The organism is Massilia sp. Root351, assembly GCF_001425045.1.
Classification (GTDB): Bacteria; Pseudomonadota; Gammaproteobacteria; order Burkholderiales; family Burkholderiaceae_D; genus Rugamonas.
In genome coordinates this window covers 348,957-366,102 of sequence record NZ_LMDJ01000023.1, presented here as the reverse complement: position 1 = coordinate 366,102, position 17,146 = coordinate 348,957, and the positions used below count along the sequence as shown (strand labels likewise).

General features: G+C 65.3%; 16 protein-coding genes. 6 read left to right on the top strand and 10 right to left on the bottom strand.

Annotation, left to right across the window (positions count from 1 at the left end; translation table 11 throughout):
• Positions 1 to 11: 11 nt before the first annotated feature.
• Genes ASD15_RS18705 through mltG form a run of 3 tightly spaced genes read right to left on the bottom strand, consistent with a single transcriptional unit; the run spans position 12 to position 2,656 of the window.
• Entirely contained in the window at positions 12 to 1,037 is a 1,026-nt protein-coding gene (locus ASD15_RS18705) for a DNA polymerase III subunit delta' (protein ID WP_057156527.1), read from the bottom strand.
• Positions 1,034 to 1,654, bottom strand: coding sequence for a dTMP kinase (gene tmk, locus ASD15_RS18700; RefSeq protein WP_057156526.1), 621 nt, complete (start codon positions 1,652 to 1,654; stop codon positions 1,034 to 1,036). The genes ASD15_RS18705 and tmk overlap by 4 nt, the downstream gene beginning before the upstream one ends.
• Positions 1,655 to 1,669: 15 nt before the next feature.
• The gene (gene mltG / locus ASD15_RS18695; RefSeq protein WP_200953997.1) at positions 1,670 to 2,656 is read right to left on the bottom strand and encodes an endolytic transglycosylase MltG; all 987 of its coding nucleotides are present in this window, start codon (positions 2,654 to 2,656) and stop codon (positions 1,670 to 1,672) included.
• 142 nt (positions 2,657 to 2,798) lie between these two features.
• Between mltG and ASD15_RS18690 the strand changes: the two genes are divergently transcribed.
• The 3 genes from ASD15_RS18690 to ASD15_RS18680 are packed head-to-tail and all read left to right on the top strand — an operon-like array spanning position 2,799 to position 4,871.
• The gene (locus ASD15_RS18690) at positions 2,799 to 3,815 is read left to right on the top strand and encodes a folate-binding protein YgfZ (protein ID WP_057156525.1); all 1,017 of its coding nucleotides are present in this window, start codon (positions 2,799 to 2,801) and stop codon (positions 3,813 to 3,815) included.
• A 1-nt stretch (position 3,816) separates the two neighbouring features.
• Positions 3,817 to 4,107, top strand: coding sequence for a DUF4936 family protein (locus ASD15_RS18685; RefSeq protein WP_057156524.1), 291 nt, complete (start codon positions 3,817 to 3,819; stop codon positions 4,105 to 4,107).
• Entirely contained in the window at positions 4,098 to 4,871 is a 774-nt protein-coding gene (locus ASD15_RS18680; protein ID WP_057156523.1) for an NRDE family protein, read from the top strand. The genes ASD15_RS18685 and ASD15_RS18680 overlap by 10 nt, the downstream gene beginning before the upstream one ends.
• Positions 4,872 to 5,009: 138 nt before the next feature.
• Here ASD15_RS18680 and ASD15_RS18675 read toward each other — a convergent pair whose 3' ends face one another.
• Positions 5,010 to 5,906, bottom strand: a complete 897-nt coding sequence (locus ASD15_RS18675) for a LysR family transcriptional regulator (RefSeq protein ID WP_057156522.1) — start codon at positions 5,904 to 5,906, stop codon at positions 5,010 to 5,012.
• A 129-nt stretch (positions 5,907 to 6,035) separates the two neighbouring features.
• Here ASD15_RS18675 and ASD15_RS18670 point away from each other — a divergent pair, with 129 nt between their 5' ends.
• Together ASD15_RS18670 and ASD15_RS18665 are read left to right on the top strand one after the other, a co-directional pair.
• Positions 6,036 to 7,460, top strand: coding sequence for an MFS transporter (locus ASD15_RS18670; protein ID WP_057156521.1), 1,425 nt, complete (start codon positions 6,036 to 6,038; stop codon positions 7,458 to 7,460).
• Positions 7,457 to 8,836, top strand: coding sequence for an alginate export family protein (locus tag ASD15_RS18665; protein ID WP_162249920.1), 1,380 nt, complete (start codon positions 7,457 to 7,459; stop codon positions 8,834 to 8,836). Before ASD15_RS18670 ends, ASD15_RS18665 begins: the two co-directional genes overlap by 4 nt.
• 57 nt (positions 8,837 to 8,893) lie before the next feature.
• Here ASD15_RS18665 and ASD15_RS18660 read toward each other — a convergent pair whose 3' ends face one another.
• The 6 genes from ASD15_RS18660 to ASD15_RS18635 all read right to left on the bottom strand — a co-directional run bounded on the left by ASD15_RS18660 (position 8,894) and on the right by ASD15_RS18635 (position 15,220).
• On the bottom strand, positions 8,894 to 9,325 hold the full coding sequence (locus ASD15_RS18660; protein WP_057156519.1) for a GNAT family N-acetyltransferase: 432 nt from the start codon (positions 9,323 to 9,325) through the stop codon (positions 8,894 to 8,896).
• A 23-nt stretch (positions 9,326 to 9,348) separates the two neighbouring features.
• A complete protein-coding gene (locus tag ASD15_RS18655) occupies positions 9,349 to 10,263 on the bottom strand; it encodes an SDR family oxidoreductase (RefSeq protein WP_057156518.1) in 915 nt (304 codons plus the stop codon).
• 11 nt (positions 10,264 to 10,274) lie between these two features.
• Positions 10,275 to 11,270, bottom strand: coding sequence for an NADP-dependent oxidoreductase (locus ASD15_RS18650; protein WP_057156517.1), 996 nt, complete (start codon positions 11,268 to 11,270; stop codon positions 10,275 to 10,277).
• Between the two features lie 11 nt (positions 11,271 to 11,281).
• Positions 11,282 to 12,064 carry an SDR family oxidoreductase gene (locus ASD15_RS18645; protein ID WP_057156516.1) on the bottom strand — a complete coding sequence of 261 codons (783 nt, stop codon included), beginning with the start codon at positions 12,062 to 12,064 and terminating at the stop codon, positions 11,282 to 11,284.
• 28 nt (positions 12,065 to 12,092) lie between these two features.
• Positions 12,093 to 13,973 (bottom strand): acyl-CoA dehydrogenase, encoded by a 1,881-nt coding sequence (locus ASD15_RS18640; RefSeq protein WP_057156515.1) that lies wholly within the window; start codon positions 13,971 to 13,973, stop codon positions 12,093 to 12,095.
• Between the two features lie 68 nt (positions 13,974 to 14,041).
• Positions 14,042 to 15,220: an acetyl-CoA C-acyltransferase gene (locus tag ASD15_RS18635; RefSeq protein ID WP_057156514.1), complete on the bottom strand. Its 1,179-nt coding sequence runs from the start codon at positions 15,218 to 15,220 to the stop codon at positions 14,042 to 14,044.
• A 213-nt stretch (positions 15,221 to 15,433) separates the two neighbouring features.
• On the opposite strand from ASD15_RS18635, the gene ASD15_RS18630 reads away from it, so the two are divergent.
• Entirely contained in the window at positions 15,434 to 17,134 is a 1,701-nt protein-coding gene (locus ASD15_RS18630; RefSeq protein ID WP_057156513.1) for an MFS transporter, read from the top strand.
• Positions 17,135 to 17,146: the final 12 nt, after the last annotated feature.

Here is a 17,146-nt window from a genome sequence, read left to right as displayed (position 1 = left end):
TTCGGTTCCTTTCAAGCGCAGCTAGCCGTGTAGTCCAGCAGCATGTCCTCGATAAACAGCTTGGGCGACAAGGGATGGTCGGCAATTGCGCGGCGTTCGTTGACGCCCTTGATCGCCGCCATCAGCCTGGCCGTGTGCACCTTGTCGGCCAGCCCGGCCAACTCCTTGCGGTACCGAGGATAATAACGGATGTTGCCTGACAGTTTGTAGGAAAACATATCGTAAAGCCAGCGCTGCAGCCACGAAACCAGCGCGGCCAGCGGCACTTTCTGCATTTTGTCGGCCGCGCGCAGCGCCGCCTCCACGCTGGGGTGGGCCAGCATTTGCAGCAGCAAGTCCATTTCCTCGCGGCTGCCGGACTCGGACTGGGCCATGGCCGCCAGTGGTGCGCCGCCCTGCTCGCGCAGCCAGCTGTCGGCGTCGGCCACGCCTTGCGCCTTGAGCCAGGCCAGCGCTTCGTCATGCCCGGGCATCGGCAGCGCAAACTTGCGGCAGCGCGACAGGATGGTGGGCAGCAGCCGGTCCAAGCTGTTCGATGACAGCAGGAACACCGTGCCGGGCGGCGGTTCTTCCAGCGTTTTCAGCAAGGCGTTCGAGGCCGGCATGTTGAGCGCCTCGGCCGGATACAGCACCACCACGCGCAAGCCCTGGCGGTGGGTGGAAATATTCATGAAGTCCGACAGTTGCCGGATCTGCTCGATCTTGATCTCTTTCGACGGCGTCTTGCTCTTGGCCGCCTTCTTTTCCTCGCCATCCTCGCCCTCGCCGGTCACTTCGTCCTCGAAGGACTCGGGCCGCACGCGGCGGAAGTCGGGGTGGTTCTGCTGGCCGAACCAGCCGCAGGAGACGCAGGCGCCGCAGGCGTGCCCGCCGGGTCCGGCATTCTCGCACAGCAGCGACTGGGCGAAATGCTCGATAAAGTCGGCCTTGCCGGTGCCGGCCGCGCCGTGGAACAGGATGGCGTGCGGCATGCGCGCGCGCAGCGCCTTAAGCTGCGTCCAGGCCGCTTCCTGCCAGGGGTAGATGGCCGTGCTCATGCCAATGCGCCGTCCAGGATGGCCGCCAGTTCCTGCTGGATCACGGCGATGCTGCGGGTGGAGTCGATCACGCGAAAGCGCTGCGGCGCTTCGGCCGCGCGGCGCAGGTACTCGTTGCGGGTCGCATGAAAGAAGGCTTCCTTCTCGCGCTCGAACTTGTCCAGTTCGCGGGTGGAATCCAGGCGGGCGCGCGCCACTTCCAGCGGCACGTCGAACAACAAGGTCAGGTCCGGCTCCAGGTCGGCGTGCACCCAGTGCGCCAGCGTTTCCAGCTTGGCGCGGTCCAGGCCGCGTCCTGCGCCCTGGTAGGCGAAGCTGGCGTCGGTGAAGCGGTCGGTCAGCACCCAGTCACCCCGGGCCAGCGCCGGCTCGATCACTTGCGCCAGATGTTCGCGGCGGCTGGCGAACACCAGCAAGGTTTCGGTTTCCAGGTGCATTTTCTCGTGCAGGAACAACTCGCGGATCTTCTCGCCCAGCGGCGTGCCGCCCGGCTCGCGGGTGCTGACCAGCTGGATGCCGCGCGCGCGGATGTAGTCGGTCACAAAGCTGATGTGGGTCGATTTCCCGGCGCCGTCTATGCCTTCGAAACTGATGAACTTGCCGCTATATTGTTTCATGTAACTCTGAATTCTTTAACGTTGGTACTGATTCACTGCCCGGTTGTGGTCGGTCAGATTATCGGAAAACTGGCTGGTGCCGTTGCCGCGCGAAACGAAATACAGCGCCGGCGTCTTGGCGGGAGCCAGTGCCGCCGTCAGCGACTGCATGCCCGGCAAGGCAATCGGCGTCGGCGGCAGGCCGGCCCGGGTGTAGGTATTGTAAGGGGTGTCGGTCTCCAGGTCCTTTTTACGGATCTTGCCGTCATACCTGGCGCCCATGCCGTAGATCACGGTGGGGTCGGTCTGCAGCAGCATGCCGAGGCGCAGGCGGTTGACGAACACGCCGGCGATCATGCCGCGCTCGGACTTCTGCCCGGTTTCCTTTTCCACGATGGACGCCATGGTCAGCGCTTCGTAGGGGTTCTTGTAGGGCAGGTTCGGATCGCGCTTTTCCCAGGCCTCGCTCAGCTTGGCGATCAGCATGGTGTGCGCCTGGCGGAAAATGGCCAGCTCGCTCGAACCCTTGGCGAACAGATAGGTATCCGGGAAGAACAGCCCTTCGGGCGCCTTGAACTCGGGCGAGACCAGCGCCATCAGTTCCGTGTCGGACATGGCGACGGTATCGTGTTTCAAGCCTTTGTGGGTGGCCACGGCCTGGCGCATCTGGCGGAAGGTCCAGCCTTCGATGATGGTCAGTTGCTCCTGCGCGAACTCGCCGCGCACCAGCTGGTCAATCAGCCGCAGCGGCGTGGTGCCGGGCTTGAGCTCATACGCGCCAGCCTTGAGTTTGGACGACTTTTGCGTGAAACGGGCCAGCAGGTTGAACAGCAGCGGCTGGATCGGAACGCCGGCTTCGGCGATCTGCTGGCCTGCTGCGTGCGCGCCGCTGCCGGGCACGATGGTGAAATCGATCGGCGGCTCTTCCGTGATGATGGGCTGCCTGGCCCACCAGGCAAATCCCCCGCCGGCTGCGGCAGCAGCCAGGATACCCAATACTATCGTCTTTTTTATGAATGCCATCTTTGCTAGCCACTTGGCCGGCAGTCAAGGCCGGCAGTTAATGCCGAGCACGCGCTTTTTTGCGGTGTCCGGCGCGAATTCTTCTACATCACTATAATTAGGCCGTAATGATAATGCTTTAATCGTCAAATTATTGGAATTTATGAGTAACTGGAATCAACTTCTAACGCCGCAGGGCAAGCCGCTGACCCCGACCGAACTGGCCGTGGGCTTTGTTGCCGCCGTCACCGACCAGGGCCTGATCGCATTGACCGGCGAAGACTCGGCCGGTTTCCTGCACAATCAGCTCACCAACGACGTCGAACACCTGGGCCAGGACGACGTGCGCCTGGCCGGCTACTGCACCCCGAAAGGCCGGCTGCAAGCCACTTTCCTGATGTGGCGCAACGAAGAATCCATCTTCCTGCAATTGCCGCGCGAAATCCAGCCTCCGCTGCAAAAACGCCTGAGCATGTTCGTGCTGCGCGCCAAGACCAAGCTGGCCGACGCGACCGATGCACCAGGCACGCAAGTGGTGCTGGGCCTGGGCGGCGGCATGGCCGAAGCGGTGCTGCAGACCTGGTTCGAGCCGCTGCCCGAGCGCCCGTACAGCAAGACCGAGCACGCACTCGGCACGCTGCTGCGCGTGGCCGACGCCTTCGGCGCGCCGCGCTACCTGTGGCTGACCTCGGCGGACATCGCCGCCACCGTCGCACCGGTGCTGGCGGACAAGCTGAACGTGGGCGGCAACGAAGCCTGGCGCCTGGCCGAGATCCACGCCGGCGTGCCGCAGATCGGCGCCGGCACCCAGGAGCAGTTCGTGCCGCAGATGATCAATTTCGAGCTGCTGGGCGGCGTGAATTTCAAGAAGGGGTGCTATCCGGGCCAGGAAATCATCGCGCGCAGCCAGTATCTGGGCAAGCTCAAGCGCCGCACGGCCCTGGTGCGCATTGCGGACCCGTCCGCAGCTGCGGGTGCGGAAGTGTTCGCCGAGTCCGACCCTTCCCAGCCTTGCGGCATGGTGGTCAACGCCGCGCCGAACGGCCTGGGCGGCGTGGACGCGCTGGTGGAAATGAAGCTCGATGCGCTGGAGCAGGGCCAGGTGCGCCTGGCTGCGGCGCACGGCGTGGCGCTGGAGTTCCTGCCCATGCCCTACGTGCTGGACAAGCTCGACGTCTGACATGACCGATTTGTATATTTACTACCAGGTGCGGGAAGCCGACACGGCAGCCCTGCACGGAGCGGTCACGGCCATGCAGGCCGGGCTGGCCAGCGCTTGCGGCGCCGCGCCGCAGCTGAAGCGCCGTCCGCAGGCCAGGGATGGCTTGCAGACCTGGATGGAAGTTTATCCGGCGGTGCCGGACGGGTTCGAGGCCGCGCTGTCGGCCGCCGTCCAGCAGTCGGGGCTGGCGCCGCTGACCGCCGGCCCCCGCCACACTGAAGTTTTTACGGACTTGAACTCATGTGTTTGATTGTTTTCGCGTGGCAAGTGGTGCCGGCCGTGCCGCTGATTGCCGCCGCCAACCGCGATGAGTACTACGCGCGCGAAGCGGCCCCGGCTGCACCATGGCCGGACCAGCCGCGTATTTATGCGGGCCGCGACCTGAAGGCCGGCGGCAGCTGGATGGGCATCAGCCAGGCCGGGAACGACGCCGGGGCGGACGCCGGCGCCGCGGCAGGCGGCGCTTCGCCCCGCTTTGCGGCCATCACAAACATCCGCGCGCCGCAGGAACACAAGGCCGATGCGCCCTCGCGCGGGCAGCTGGTGTCCGACTTCCTGGCCGGCAGCCTGTCGCCGGCCGAGTATATCGACCATATCCGCGAAGGCGCGCATGCCTACAACGGCTTCAACCTTGTCATTGGCGACCGCGACACCTTGATCTGGTACTCCAACAAGGGCGACGGCGACCCGCGCAACGGCCAGCCGCTGACACCCGGCATCTACGGCCTGTCCAACGCCACGCTGGACTCGCCGTGGCCGAAAGTGCTGAAGACGAAAGCCCAGTTCGCCAGCCTGCTGTGCCTCGGCGCGCCGGACGACGCCTACTTCGAAATGCTGGCCGACACCACCCGCGCCCCCGACCTGCGCCTGCCGGAAACCGGCGTGCCGATCGAGGTGGAGCGCCTGCTGTCGGCAGTGCGCATCGAGTCCCCCGGCTACGGCACCCGCAGTTCGACAGTCGTCAAGCTCTACGCGGATGCCCCCGCGGTACTGCATGAAATGCTCATACAGTAAGGCCACGGCATATTGCATGGAGGCGGCCCAAGGCGTGGACCGGCAGCCTGGAAAAGACACCCCACTCCCCGCGCGGATTCCGGACTCGACCGTCGCCATCGTCCGCGTCTGCCACACTCGCGAGCAAGGCCGATCGGCTTAGCCTTCCGCAGCGCAGATCGCGTGAACCAGGCCGCGCAGCCAGCGGTGGGCCGGGTCGGCTTCCATGCGCGGATGCCACAGCATGGACACCGTGATTTGCGGCGCGGCCAGCGGCAGCGGGAAGCTGTGCAGGCCGTCGCGCAGTTTGCCGGTTTGTCGTTCAGGCACGCTGGCGATCAGATCCGTGGCGCGGGCCAGCGCCAGCGCTGCTGCGAAACTGCCGACAACGGTGACCACCGTCCGCTCTTGACCCGCTTGCCGTAGTGCTTCATCTATCGGCCCTCTTTCCTGTCCTTGCCGCGATACCGCGACGTGCCGGCCCTGGCCGTAACGGGCTGCCGTCACCGTGCCCTCGCCAAGCGCATGGCCGGCGCGCACCACGCCCACGAAGCGGTCCCGAAACAGCGCGCGGGTGCGCACTTCCGGGCCGGTGGCCTTGCCGACCACGCCTGTTTCCAGGTCCACCGTCGCGTCGCGCAACCCGGTACTTTCCTTGTCCAACTTGTCGATGAAGCATAGCCGTACGCCGGGCGCTTCGGCCGAGACACGGGCGATCAGCTCGGCGCCGAAATTGTCGATGAAGCCTTCCCGCGCGCGGATCGTGAATGTGCGCACCAGGCCGGCAAGGTCCAGCCGTTCCGCCGGCCGCAGCACGGACTCGGCTTCCTGCACCAGCTGGCTGACGCGCTCGCGCAGTTCCAGCGCGCGCGGCGTAGGCACCAGGCCGCGTCCGGCCCGCACCAGCAGCGGGTCGCCGGTGGTTACACGCAGCCGCGCCAGCGCCCGGCTCATGGCCGACGGACTGAGCCGCAGGCGCCGCGCCGCACGCGCCACGCTGCCCTCGGACAGCAGCACATCCAGCGTAACGAGCAAGTTGAAATCGGGGGAAGTCATGCCTCAACGATAGCACGGATGCGTTTCATATATGGCGTCAGCTGCACTAATAAGCTGCAATTGCTGCGCCTTCCGCCGTATCCCGCGCGCCGGTACGATGCTTGGTAAGCAATCAACCAGGACGCCCTTATGAATATCACCACTCCGCCGCTCGCGCGCGCCGCCGGGCGCGCGCTGGCCGCGCTCTCGCTGACCACGCTGCTTTCCTCATTGGGAACCAGCATCGCCAATGTCGCCCTGCCGGCGCTGGCGCTCGCCTTCGATGCCACCTTCCAGCATGTCCAATGGGTGGTGCTGGCCTATCTGCTGGCCGTGACGACGCTGGTCGTCAGCGTTGGCAGGCTGGGCGACCTGGTGGGCCGGCGCCGCTTGCTGGTCGGCGGCATCCTGCTGTTCACGCTCGCTTCGGGCCTGTGCGCGCTGGCGTCGGAACTGTGGCAACTGATCGCTGCCCGCGCCTTGCAAGGCCTGGGCGCCGCCGCCATGATGGCGCTGTCGATGGCCTTCGTTGCAGCTTCCGTACCCAAGGCGAAGACCGGCAGCGCCATGGGCCTGCTGGGCGCCATGTCGGCCGCTGGCACGGCGCTGGGACCGACCTTGGGCGGGGCGCTGCTCGGCCTGGCCGCGTGGCCTGCCGTATTTGGCGTGACTGTGCCGCTGGGCCTGCTTGCCGCCCTCCTCGCGCAGCGCTTCCTGCCCGCAGACCATCCGGCCGGCGCCGCGCCGCGCCCGCATTTCGATCATCTCGGCACTTTGCTGCTGGCCCTCACGCTGGCGGCGTTCGCCACCGCGATGACCACCGGGCGCGGCGATTTCGGCTGGCTGAACGCCTCGCTGCTGCTGTGCGCCGGCGCAGGCGCGGTCGTTTTCGTGCTCTCCCAGAAGAAGGCGCGCTCGCCGTTGATCCGGTTGGCAATGTTCAGCGACGCAGCCCTCGGCGCAGGCTTTGTGGCAAGCGCGCTGGTGACAACGGTTGTGATGGCGACGCTGATAGTCGGCCCGTTCTACCTGGGCGGCGCACTGGCGCTGGATGCCGGCCAGACAGGTCTCGCCATGTCCGCCGGACCGCTGGTGGCGGCAGTGGCCGGTTTTCCAGCCGGCCGGCTGGTCGACCGCCTCGGCGCGCACCGCATGAGCCTGTCCGGCCTGGCCGCCATGCTGGCCGGCGCCGCAGCGCTGCCTTTGCTGGCGGCCCGCTACGGCGTGCCCGGCTACGTCGGCCCGCTGGCCATGCTTACTGCGGGCTATGCGCTGTTCCAGGCAGCAAACAATACCGCCGTCATGGCAGCCGCCTGCCAGGATCAGCGCGGCGTAGTGTCGGGCTTGTTGAACCTGTCGCGCAATCTGGGCCTCATTACGGGTGCGTCAGCCATGGGGGCCGTGTACGCACTGGGCGTGGCGGCGTCCGGCCTGCCTGCCGCCGATCCGGGCGCCGTGACGGGCGGCATGCAGGCTGCATTCGGGGCAGCAGCGGTACTGATCCTTGCCGCCTTTGCCATCGTCCACCTGGGACGGCCGCTGCCGGGCGCCGCCCGGACCGGGAGCGCCGGTTGAAGCCGTCGGCATCAAACGCCATCCGCGCGGGGCTGGCAAGCGTGTTGCTGGGGGCGGCGCAGTGCCCGTCGTGGGCGCTTGGCGAGCCGGCGTTTGCGCTGAACGGTGAGGCACGCTTGCGCTACGACAGCTTCAACAACGCCCAGGCCGTGCGAGGCAACGACTACCGGCAAACGCTGTTTCGCGGCATCCTGGGCGCCAAGCTGCACCTCGGCCCGAATCTGCGCCTGGTTGGCGAGGCCGGCACCGGGCAGGTTGCGGGGCGCCGGGACAGTGCCGGCGCCAACTTCCAGAACACGGTGTCGCTGCAGCAGTTTTACGCCGACGCCAGCGCCAGCATGGGAAGCGCCGTCATCGGGGCGGCGCTAGGCCGGCAGGAATTCGCCGACGGACCGAAACAGCTGCTCAGCGTAGGCGACGGCCCGAATATCCACCGCAGCTGGAACGGAGTACGGCTGTACGGCAAGGACGGCGCTTTGCGCGTTACCGCGTTCGACTTGCGGGCGACCACGCTGCGGCGCGGTCCTTTCGATGAGAAGATTAATCACGCCGAGCGGCTGCAGGGGCTCAGCGCAAACCTCGCCATGCCGGGCGATGCTGGCAACGGGGAGGCGGCGCTCTCGCTCGATCCGTTCTGGCTGCGCACCAAGAATCCAGCCTTCCGTCTCGGCGGACGCACAGGACTCGACAAGCGCGACACCCTCGGTCTGCGCATCTGGGGCCGCAGCGGCCGGCTGGCGTTCGACTGGACGCTGGCGCACCAGGCAGGCCGGTACACCGTCCCGGCTGCGGGTGGCGCCATGCCGGCAAGCGGAGTGGGAGGGAGCAGTCCAGGCCGCAAGACCGAAGCGTGGGCGCTGTTTGCCGTCCACAGTCTCGCATTGTCCGGCCAAGGCTGGAAGCCGCGTATCACCGCGCGGCTGGACGTGGCCTCGGGCGGGCGCATCGATGGCAGCGGAGCCGATGGCAGCGTTGCACCTGCCAGCGCTCCCCAGCGCAGCTTCAACCAGCTGTACGCCAGCTCCAACTACCTGGGCGAAGGCCAGTTTCTCAGTTTGAGCAATCTCGTCATGGTAACGCCCGGCCTGGCGCTGGCGCCCACGGCACAGACCAGGCTGTCGGCAGAATACGGCTTTGCACGCCGCTATACGGAGCGCGATGCGGCCTATGCGGGCGGTATGCGCGCCTATGCCGGCACGCAGAACGTGGCGGGCCACGAGATAGGAGGGCTGTTGCGCGTGGTTGCCAGCTGGTCGCCGGAGCCTGCGTTGACGCTTAGCCTCAATATTGAGCGCTTCAATGCCGGCTCAGTGCTGAACCGCGCAGGCCGGCCGTCGGGCGGCTACGCCTACGTTGGCGCGTGGTACCGCTACTGACCCGGCTGGCGACCGGCAGGACCTGGCTGCCGCAGTCAGGCGACAATCAGGCGACAATCAGGCGAACATATGCGTCATCTCGACGTGGGGAATGCCGGCTTCGGTGAACTCGTCGCCGACGATGGAGAAACCATGCTTTTCGTAGAATGGCGCCGCATGCGTCTGCGCACCCAGCACCACGGTCTTGTGGCCGCGCAGCTTGGCCTGGGCCATCAGCCCTTGCAGCAGTGCGCCGCCGATCCCGCTGCCGCGCGCCGGCTTGCGCACGGCCATGCGGCCGATATGCCCGTCCGGCAGCAGGCGGCCGGTGCCGATGGGCGCGCCGGCCGCGTCGTAGGCCACGGCATGCAGGCATGCCGCGTCGTTGTCATCCATTTCCAGCTCGGCGGGAACGTTCTGCTCCACCACGAAGACCTCCATGCGGATGGCCTTTGCGTCTTGTTGCAGGGTGCTCCAGTCGCCGAAGCGAATATCGTGCGCAGTATTCATGCGCAGGATTGTCGCATATGGAATCAGGCTGCGCCACCGCCTTTGACCATGTCCTTCAGCATCTGCCGGATGTGCGGGGTGGCGTCGTTGGGATCGGTCGGATTGCGGCCGGAAATCATGTCTTCCATGCGCGTCTTCAGGCCGCCCAGCGCCTGCGGATGCGTGTAGATGTAGAACTGGCCATCCTCGATCGCCTGGAAGGTGATGTTGGCCACGTCTTCGGCGGTCACCTTGCCGGAGCTGACGGCCTTGTCCGTCATGGCCTGCGAGGCCAGCTGGCTGCGGGTCGGCTTGGCGTCCATCTTCACGTCGTCCGGGCGGTTGCGGTGCGACTGGTTGATGCCGGTCGGGACGAAGAACGGGCACAGCACCGAGGCGCCGATAGGCGCGTCCACCAGGCTCAGGTCGTGGTACAGCGTTTCGGACAGCGACACCACCGCGTGTTTGGACACGTTGTAGACGCCCATCGCGGTCGGATTCACCACCCCGGCCATCGACGACGTGTTGACGATATGACCCTCGTAGCCCTCCTCCTTCTTCGCGCATTCGAGCATCAGCCTGGTGAAGATGCGCACGCCGTGGATCACGCCCCACACGTTCACGCCCAGCACCCACTCCCAGTCCGCCACCGTGTTTTCCCAGATCAGGCCACCCGAGCCCACGCCGGCGTTGTTGAATACCAGGTGCACCGAGCCGAACTCCTTCATGGTAGCGTCGGCCAGCGCCTGCACCTGCTCACCCTTGCGCACGTCGCAGATCAGGCCGATCACCTGCGCGCCCTGCTCCTTCAGTTCGGCCACGGTCTTGTCCAGCGTGTCCTGCTGCACGTCGGCCAGTACCAGCTTCATGCCCAGCTTATGCGCCTTGATGGCGAATTCGCGGCCCAGGCCCGCTGCGCCACCGGTGATGACGGCTACTTTGTCTTGGAAGTTTTTCATTCGTGTCAGCCTTAAATCAGTTTTACCAGTTGCTTGCCGAAGTTTTTGCCTTTGAGGAGGCCCATGAATGCCTCCGGCGCGGCGGCCAGGCCTTGCGCCACCGATTCGCGGTATTTGAGCTTGCCGGTGGCGACCAGGCCGCCCAGTTCGCCCAGGCCCTGCGGCCACAGCTCGATGTGTTCGGAGACGATGAAGCCGCGCACCGTCAGGCGGTTGGTCAGCAGCACGCGCGCATTGCGGATCGGGACGTCTTCGCCGTTGTAGCCGGCGATCATGCCGCACAGCGCGACGCGGGCGAACGCGTTGGTGCGCGCCAGCGCGGCGTCGAACACCGCGCCGCCCACGTTTTCGAAGATGGCGTCGATGCCGTCCGGTGTGGCGGCCGCCAGGTCCGCGTCCAGCTTGCCGGCCTTGTAATCAATGCAGGCGTCGAAGCCCAGCTCATTGACCACGTAGTCGCACTTGTCCTTGCCGCCGGCGATGCCTACCGCGCGGCAGCCGCGCAGCTTGGCCAACTGGCCCACCACGCTGCCCACCGCGCCGCTGGCTGCCGACACGACCACCGTCTCGCCGGCTTTCGGCTGCATGATCTGGTTGAAGCCGAACCATGCGGTCATGCCGGGCATGCCGACCGGACCCAGGTAGGCAGACAGCGGGATGTGCGTGGTATCGAGCTTGCGCAGCAGCGCGCCGTCGGATACGCCGATCTCGGACCAGCCGAACATGCCGGCCACGAAATCGCCCGCAGCGAACTTGGGGTGCGTCGATGCGATCACCTGGCCAACGGTCCCGCCTATCATGGTGGCGTCCAGCGGCTGCGGTTCGGCGTAGCTCTTGGCGTCGCTCATGCGGCCGCGCATGTAGGGGTCCAGCGACAAGTAGTGGTTGCGGATCAGGATCTGGCCGTCGGCGATCGCCGGGATCTCGGCAGTCTCCAGGCGGAAGTTACTGGCCTGGACTTCGCCGCTTGGGCGGGAAGCGAGGACGATGCGCTGGTAGGTAGTCATTGCAGGTCTCCTTACAGCGCGGACACGCCGCCGTCGACAGGCAGGGTCTGGCCGGTGATGTGCTTGCCCGCGTCGGACGCCAGCAGCACCACCGGCCCTTTCAGGTCTTCATCGTCGCCCAGGCGGCGCAGCGGCGCTTCGGCGGCCATCTGCTCTTCGCCCAGCGCGGCCAGCAGGCCGGCCGTCATCTTGGAAGGGAAGAAGCCAGGCGCAATGGCGTTGACCGTGATGCCATGCACGCCCCATTCCGCCGCCAGGGTGCGGGTGAAGTTGATCACTGCCGCCTTGGAGGTGTTGTAGGCGATGGTCTGCATGCCCGGCGGATTGCCGGCCAGGCCGGCAATCGACGCGATGTTGATGATGCGCCCATACTTGCGCGGAATCATGGAGCGCTTGCCCACCGCCTGCGACACCAGGAAAATGCTGCGGATGTTCAGGTTCATCACCTTGTCCCACGCTTCCAGTGGGTAGTCTTCGGCCGGCGCGCCCCAGGTGGCGCCGGCATTATTGACCAGGATGTCGATATGGCCGCCCAGCTTTTCCATTGCCGCGTCCACCAGCGGGCCGACGGCGGCTTCCTTGCCCAGGTCCGCCGCGATGGCGTAGGCGGTCACGCCATGCTTGGCCAGGATGGCCACGGCTTCGTCCAGGTCTGCCTGCTTGCGCGAGGACAGCACCACCTTGGCGCCCTGCTCGCCCAGCGCCAGCGCCATTTGCAGGCCCAGGCCGCGCGAGCCGCCGGTTACCAGTGCGGTTTTGCCTTGCAGGCTGAATAGTTCTTGGGTAGTACGCATATCGTTGGTCTCCTGCTGAGATTAAAATTCAAAACCACGCATCCTGCATGTCGAGCGTGGTCGTGTCTATACTTTCCAGCAAATCCAGCTGTTGCTGCACTTTGGGCAGCTCCCAGCGGAAGAAGTAGCGGCAGGCTTGCAGCTTGCCGTGATAGAAATTGGCGTCCTCTCCGGCAGCGCCTTCGGCCAGGCTGCGCGCGGCCACCACGGCCTGCTCCAGCCACATCCACGCCACCACGATGTGGCCCATGGCTTCCAGGTAGGTGCTGGCGTTGGCCAGGGTCTTGTTCATGTCGCCCGCCGCGTACAGGGCCTGCGTCACGTGGCTGGTGCGGCGCAGCGCGGCGGCCAATGCGTCCGCCTGCGCGCACAGTTCGGCCGACAGCGCGTGATGCGGGTTGGCCGACGCGGCGCGGTCCACCGTCTTGCGCACTTCGCCTGCGAAGGCCTTGAACAGCGCGCCCTCCTGCATGGACACCTTGCGGCCCAGCAGGTCCAGCCCGTGGATGCCGTGCGTGCCTTCGTGGATGGCGTTCAGGCGGTTGTCGCGATAGAACTGCTCCACGTTGTATTCGCGGGTGTAGCCGTAACCGCCGTGCACCTGGATTGCCAGGCTGTTGGCCTCCACGCACCATTGCGAGGGCCAGGACTTGGTGATGGGCGTGAGGAAATCCAGCAGGCGGCCGGCATGCTCGCGCGCTTGCGGCGTGGCTGCCGTGTGCTGCTCGTCCACCAGGCGGGAGCTGTACAGCACCAGCGCCAGGGCGCCTTCGCAGTAGGCCTTCTGCGCCAGCAGCATGCGCCGCACGTCGGTGTGCGCAATAATGGGCAGCTGCGGCTGCGCCGGGTCCTTGGCGGCCGGGTGGCGGCCTTGCGGACGGTTGCGCGCGTAGTCCAGCGCGTGCAGGTAGCCGGTATAGCCCAGCACCGCCGCGCCCGCGCCCACGCCGATGCGCGCCTCGTTCATCATGTGGAACATATTGGCCAGGCCCTGGTGCGCATTGCCGACCAAGTAGCCGATGGCGCCGCCTTTGCCCTGCGGCTTGAACTTGCCCTCGCCGAAGTTGAGCAGGCAGTTGCTGGTGCCCCGGTTGCCCATCTTGTGGTTCAGGCCAGCCAGCACCACATCGTTGCGCTCGCCCAGCGTGCCGTCGTCGTTGACCAGGAACTTGGGCACGATGAACAGCGAAATGCCTTTCACTCCGGGAATCAGCTTGCCGTCCGGGCCGGGGATCTTGGCCAGCACCAGGTGCACGATATTGCCGGCCAGGTCATGCTCGCCGGCCGAGATCCACATCTTGTTGCCGGTCAGGCGGTACTGGCGCTCGCCTTCGGGACCGGGGGCTGGATCGGGTTCGGCGCGGGTGGTGATGTCGGACAGGCTGGAACCGGCCTGTGGCTCGGACAAGCACATGGTGCCGAAGTAGCGGCCCTCGAACATGGGCTGCACGAAGCGGCGCACCTGTTGCGGCGTGCCGGTCTTGAGCAGCGTATTGGCGTTGCCGATGGTGAGGAACAGATACGACGTGGTGGACACGTTGGCCGCCGTGAAGTACGCCGCCAGCACCTTCTCCACCGTCACCGGCAGCTGCATGCCGCCCAGTTCATAGTCCTGGCCCGCCGCCATCAGGCCGGCGCCGACGTAGGCGTCCAGCGCGGCTTTCACTTCGGGGATGATCTTCACTTCCAGGCAGTGCTCGCCCGGCACCGTATGCGGTTCTTCCTGGTCGCTCTTCTTGTTGTGCGGCGCGAACAGGTCGGTGGCGATCTGCTCGGCCGTGTCGATGGCCGCGTTGAAGGTCTCGCGGCTATGGTCCTGGAAGCGCGGCCGCTGGTTTAGCGATTCCACGTCCAGCCATTCATACAACAGGAAATCGATGTCGCGCCGCGACAGGAGTTTGGATTGCATAGTAGTCTCGACGATCTAGTTATGAAACGGGCGCTTCTCCGAGCGCCCGTGCTTGCTGCTGTGCCGCCTTAGACGACCTCGAACAGGCCTGCCGCGCCCTGGCCGCCGCCGATGCACATGGTGACCACCACGTACTTCACGCCACGGCGTTTGCCTTCGATCAGCGCATGGCCGGTCAGGCGCGCGCCCGACACGCCGTACGGGTGGCCCACGGCGATGGCGCCGCCGTTCACGTTCAGGCGGTCCATCGGGATGCCCAGCTTGTCGGCGCAGTACAGCACCTGCACGGCGAACGCTTCATTGAGCTCCCACAGGCCGATGTCCTCGACTTTCAGGCCAGCCTGCTTGAGCAGCTTGGGAATGGCGAACACCGGTCCGATGCCCATTTCGTCCGGCTCGCAGCCGGCAATTGCGTAACCGCGGAAGATACCCAGCGGCTGCAGGCCCTTTGCTTCGGCCACTTTCGAATTCATCACGATGGCCACCGAGGCCCCGTCCGAGAACTGGCTGGCATTGCCTGCGGTGACCACGCCGCCCGGCATGGCGGTGCGGATCTTCGACACGCCTTCCAGTGTGGTGTCGGCGCGGATGCCTTCGTCGGCGGAAATCGTCACTTCGCGGCTCACCAGCATGCCGGTGGCCTTGTCGGCCACGCCCATCACGGTGGTCATCGGCACGATTTCGGCGTTGAACAAGCCGGCGGCCTGGGCGGCGGCGGCGCGCTGCTGGCTCTGCACGCCGTACTCGTCCTGGCGCTCCTTGCCGATGCTGTAACGCTTGGCCACGTTCTCGGCCGTTTGCAGCATGCTCCAGTAGATTTCCGGCTTGTTCTGCGACAGCCAGACTTCCTTATACATATGCAGGTTCATTTCCTGCTGCACGCAGGAGATCGATTCCACGCCGCCGGCGGCAAAAATGTCGCCCTGGCCGGCGATGATGGCCTGGGCGGCAGTGGCGATGGTTTGCAGGCCGGACGAGCAAAAACGGTTGACCGTCATGCCGGCGGTGGTCACCGGGCAGCCGGCCCGCAGCGCGATCTGGCGCGCGATGTTGCCGCCGGTGGCGCCTTCGGGGTTGGCGCAGCCGATCAGCACGTCCTCCACCTCGCCCGCCTCGATCTTGGCGCGGGCAATCGCCGCCTGCAGCGCGTGGCCGCCCAGCGTGGCGCCATGGGTCATGTTGAAAGCGCCTTTCCACGATTTGGCCAGGCCAGTACGGGCGGTCGAAACGATCACGGCATCAGTCATTTTCTGTCTCCAGGTTGGAAGTGTTGTAGTCGATGGATTGAGAATAGCATATTTTAGTACGGTCGTTCGCAAATTTATTCAAGCGGCGCGGCGTGTAAGTTCTGCGTAAGTTTGAAGCAAGCCTGACGTAAGGTTTCGCGTCCATAGTGCATTCAGGCTAATAAAGTAACAACTCGTTAGCTGTCGGGGTTTAATAATTATATGGAGACAATCATGGCAACAGCATCCGGCACCGCCAATGGCGCGCGCAACGTGGGCAAAGCAGCGCCCATGACGGCGGAAGAAAAGAAAGTTATCTTCGCGTCCTCACTAGGCACAGTATTCGAGTGGTACGATTTTTATCTGTACGGCTCGCTCGCATCCATCATCGCCAAGCAGTTCTTTATCGGCGACCCCACCACCACCTTCATTTTCGCACTTCTGGCCTTCGCCGCCGGCTTCATCGTCCGTCCATTCGGTGCGCTGGTATTCGGCCGCCTGGGCGACATGATCGGCCGTAAGTACACCTTCCTGATCACCATCCTGATCATGGGCTTGTCGACCTTCATCGTCGGCTTGCTGCCGGGCTACGCAGCAATCGGCATTGCCGCCCCCATCATCCTGGTCACGCTGCGCATTTTGCAAGGCCTGGCGCTGGGCGGCGAGTACGGCGGCGCGGCAACCTATGTGGCCGAGCACGCACCGCACGGCAAGCGCGGCCTGTTCACCGCCTGGATCCAGACCACCGCCACGCTGGGCTTCTTCCTGTCGCTGATGGTGATCCTGGGTACCCGCATGGCTACCGGCGAAGAAGCGTTCAACGCCTGGGGCTGGCGCATTCCCTTCCTGGTCTCCGTGCTGCTGCTGGGTATCTCGGTGTGGATCCGCCTGGCCATGAATGAGTCGCCTGCATTCGCCAAGATGAAAGCGGAAGGCAAAGTATCCAAGGCGCCGCTGAGCGAAGCCTTCGGCCAGTGGAAAAACGCCAAGATCGTGATCCTGGCGCTGATCGGCCTGACCATGGGCCAGGCAGTGGTGTGGTACACCGGCCAGTTCTACGCGCTGTTCTTCATGCTGCAAACCTTGAAGATCGACATCGCCACCGCCAACGTGCTGATCGCCATCGCCCTGCTGCTGGCTACGCCGTTCTTCATCTTCTTCGGCAGCCTGTCGGACCGCATCGGCCGCAAGTACATCATCCTCGGTGGCTGCGTGATTGCCGCCGCGACCTACTTCCCGCTGTTTAGCGGCCTGACCCACTACGGCAACCCTGCGCTGGAAACCGCGCTGAAAAATTCGCCAGTCGTGGTGGTGGCAGACCCTGCGTCCTGCCATTTCCAGTTCAACATGACCGGCACCAAGAAGTTCCCATCGTCGTGCGACATCGCCACCGCCATGCTGTCGGCTAACTCGGTGGCCTACACCCGCCAGGATGCGCCTGCCGGCACGGTTGCCACCATCAAGATCGGCGACAAGGAAGTGCCTTCCTTCAATGCGGTCATGACGCCTGACGGCCTGAACTTCAACGACGAAAGCAAAAAGCAGGAAACCGCCTTCAAGAAGGAAGCTGGCGCAGCGATCAAGGCCGCAGGCTACCCGGCCAAGGCCGATCCTGACCAGATCAACAAGCCGATGATGGTGCTGCTGCTGTTCATCCTGGTGCTGTACGTGACCATGGTGTACGGCCCGATTGCCGCCATGCTGGTGGAGATGTTCCCGACCCGCATCCGCTACACCTCCATGTCGCTGCCGTATCACATCGGTAACGGCTGGTTTGGCGGACTGCTGCCTACCACCGCTTTCGCGCTGGTAGCCTTCAAGGGCGACATCTACTACGGCCTGTGGTACCCGATCGTGATCGCGCTGGTCACGGTCGTCATCGGTACCCTGTTCGTCAAAGAGACCGTCCACAACGACATCTACGCAGCAGACTGATTACCCCAAGAA

What these genes read in the sequence shown, in the direction of transcription:
- ASD15_RS18670 (WP_057156521.1), top strand. Translation starts at nt 6,036, where the DNA reads ATGAATATCACCACTCCGCCGCTCGCGCGCGCCGCCGGGCGCGCGCTG.
- ASD15_RS18650 (WP_057156517.1), bottom strand. Translation starts at nt 11,270, where the DNA reads ATGACTACCTACCAGCGCATCGTCCTCGCTTCCCGCCCAAGCGGCGAA.
- ASD15_RS18645 (WP_057156516.1), bottom strand. Translation starts at nt 12,064, where the DNA reads ATGCGTACTACCCAAGAACTATTCAGCCTGCAAGGCAAAACCGCACTG.
- mltG (WP_200953997.1), bottom strand. Translation starts at nt 2,656, where the DNA reads ATGGCATTCATAAAAAAGACGATAGTATTGGGTATCCTGGCTGCTGCC.
- ASD15_RS18685 (WP_057156524.1), top strand. Translation starts at nt 3,817, where the DNA reads ATGACCGATTTGTATATTTACTACCAGGTGCGGGAAGCCGACACGGCA.
- ASD15_RS18630 (WP_057156513.1), top strand. Translation starts at nt 15,434, where the DNA reads ATGGCAACAGCATCCGGCACCGCCAATGGCGCGCGCAACGTGGGCAAA.
- ASD15_RS18680 (WP_057156523.1), top strand. Translation starts at nt 4,098, where the DNA reads ATGTGTTTGATTGTTTTCGCGTGGCAAGTGGTGCCGGCCGTGCCGCTG.
- ASD15_RS18655 (WP_057156518.1), bottom strand. Translation starts at nt 10,263, where the DNA reads ATGAAAAACTTCCAAGACAAAGTAGCCGTCATCACCGGTGGCGCAGCG.
- ASD15_RS18690 (WP_057156525.1), top strand. Translation starts at nt 2,799, where the DNA reads ATGAGTAACTGGAATCAACTTCTAACGCCGCAGGGCAAGCCGCTGACC.
- ASD15_RS18635 (WP_057156514.1), bottom strand. Translation starts at nt 15,220, where the DNA reads ATGACTGATGCCGTGATCGTTTCGACCGCCCGTACTGGCCTGGCCAAA.
- tmk (WP_057156526.1), bottom strand. Translation starts at nt 1,654, where the DNA reads ATGAAACAATATAGCGGCAAGTTCATCAGTTTCGAAGGCATAGACGGC.
- ASD15_RS18660 (WP_057156519.1), bottom strand. Translation starts at nt 9,325, where the DNA reads ATGAATACTGCGCACGATATTCGCTTCGGCGACTGGAGCACCCTGCAA.
- ASD15_RS18640 (WP_057156515.1), bottom strand. Translation starts at nt 13,973, where the DNA reads ATGCAATCCAAACTCCTGTCGCGGCGCGACATCGATTTCCTGTTGTAT.
- ASD15_RS18675 (WP_057156522.1), bottom strand. Translation starts at nt 5,906, where the DNA reads ATGACTTCCCCCGATTTCAACTTGCTCGTTACGCTGGATGTGCTGCTG.
- ASD15_RS18705 (WP_057156527.1), bottom strand. Translation starts at nt 1,037, where the DNA reads ATGAGCACGGCCATCTACCCCTGGCAGGAAGCGGCCTGGACGCAGCTT.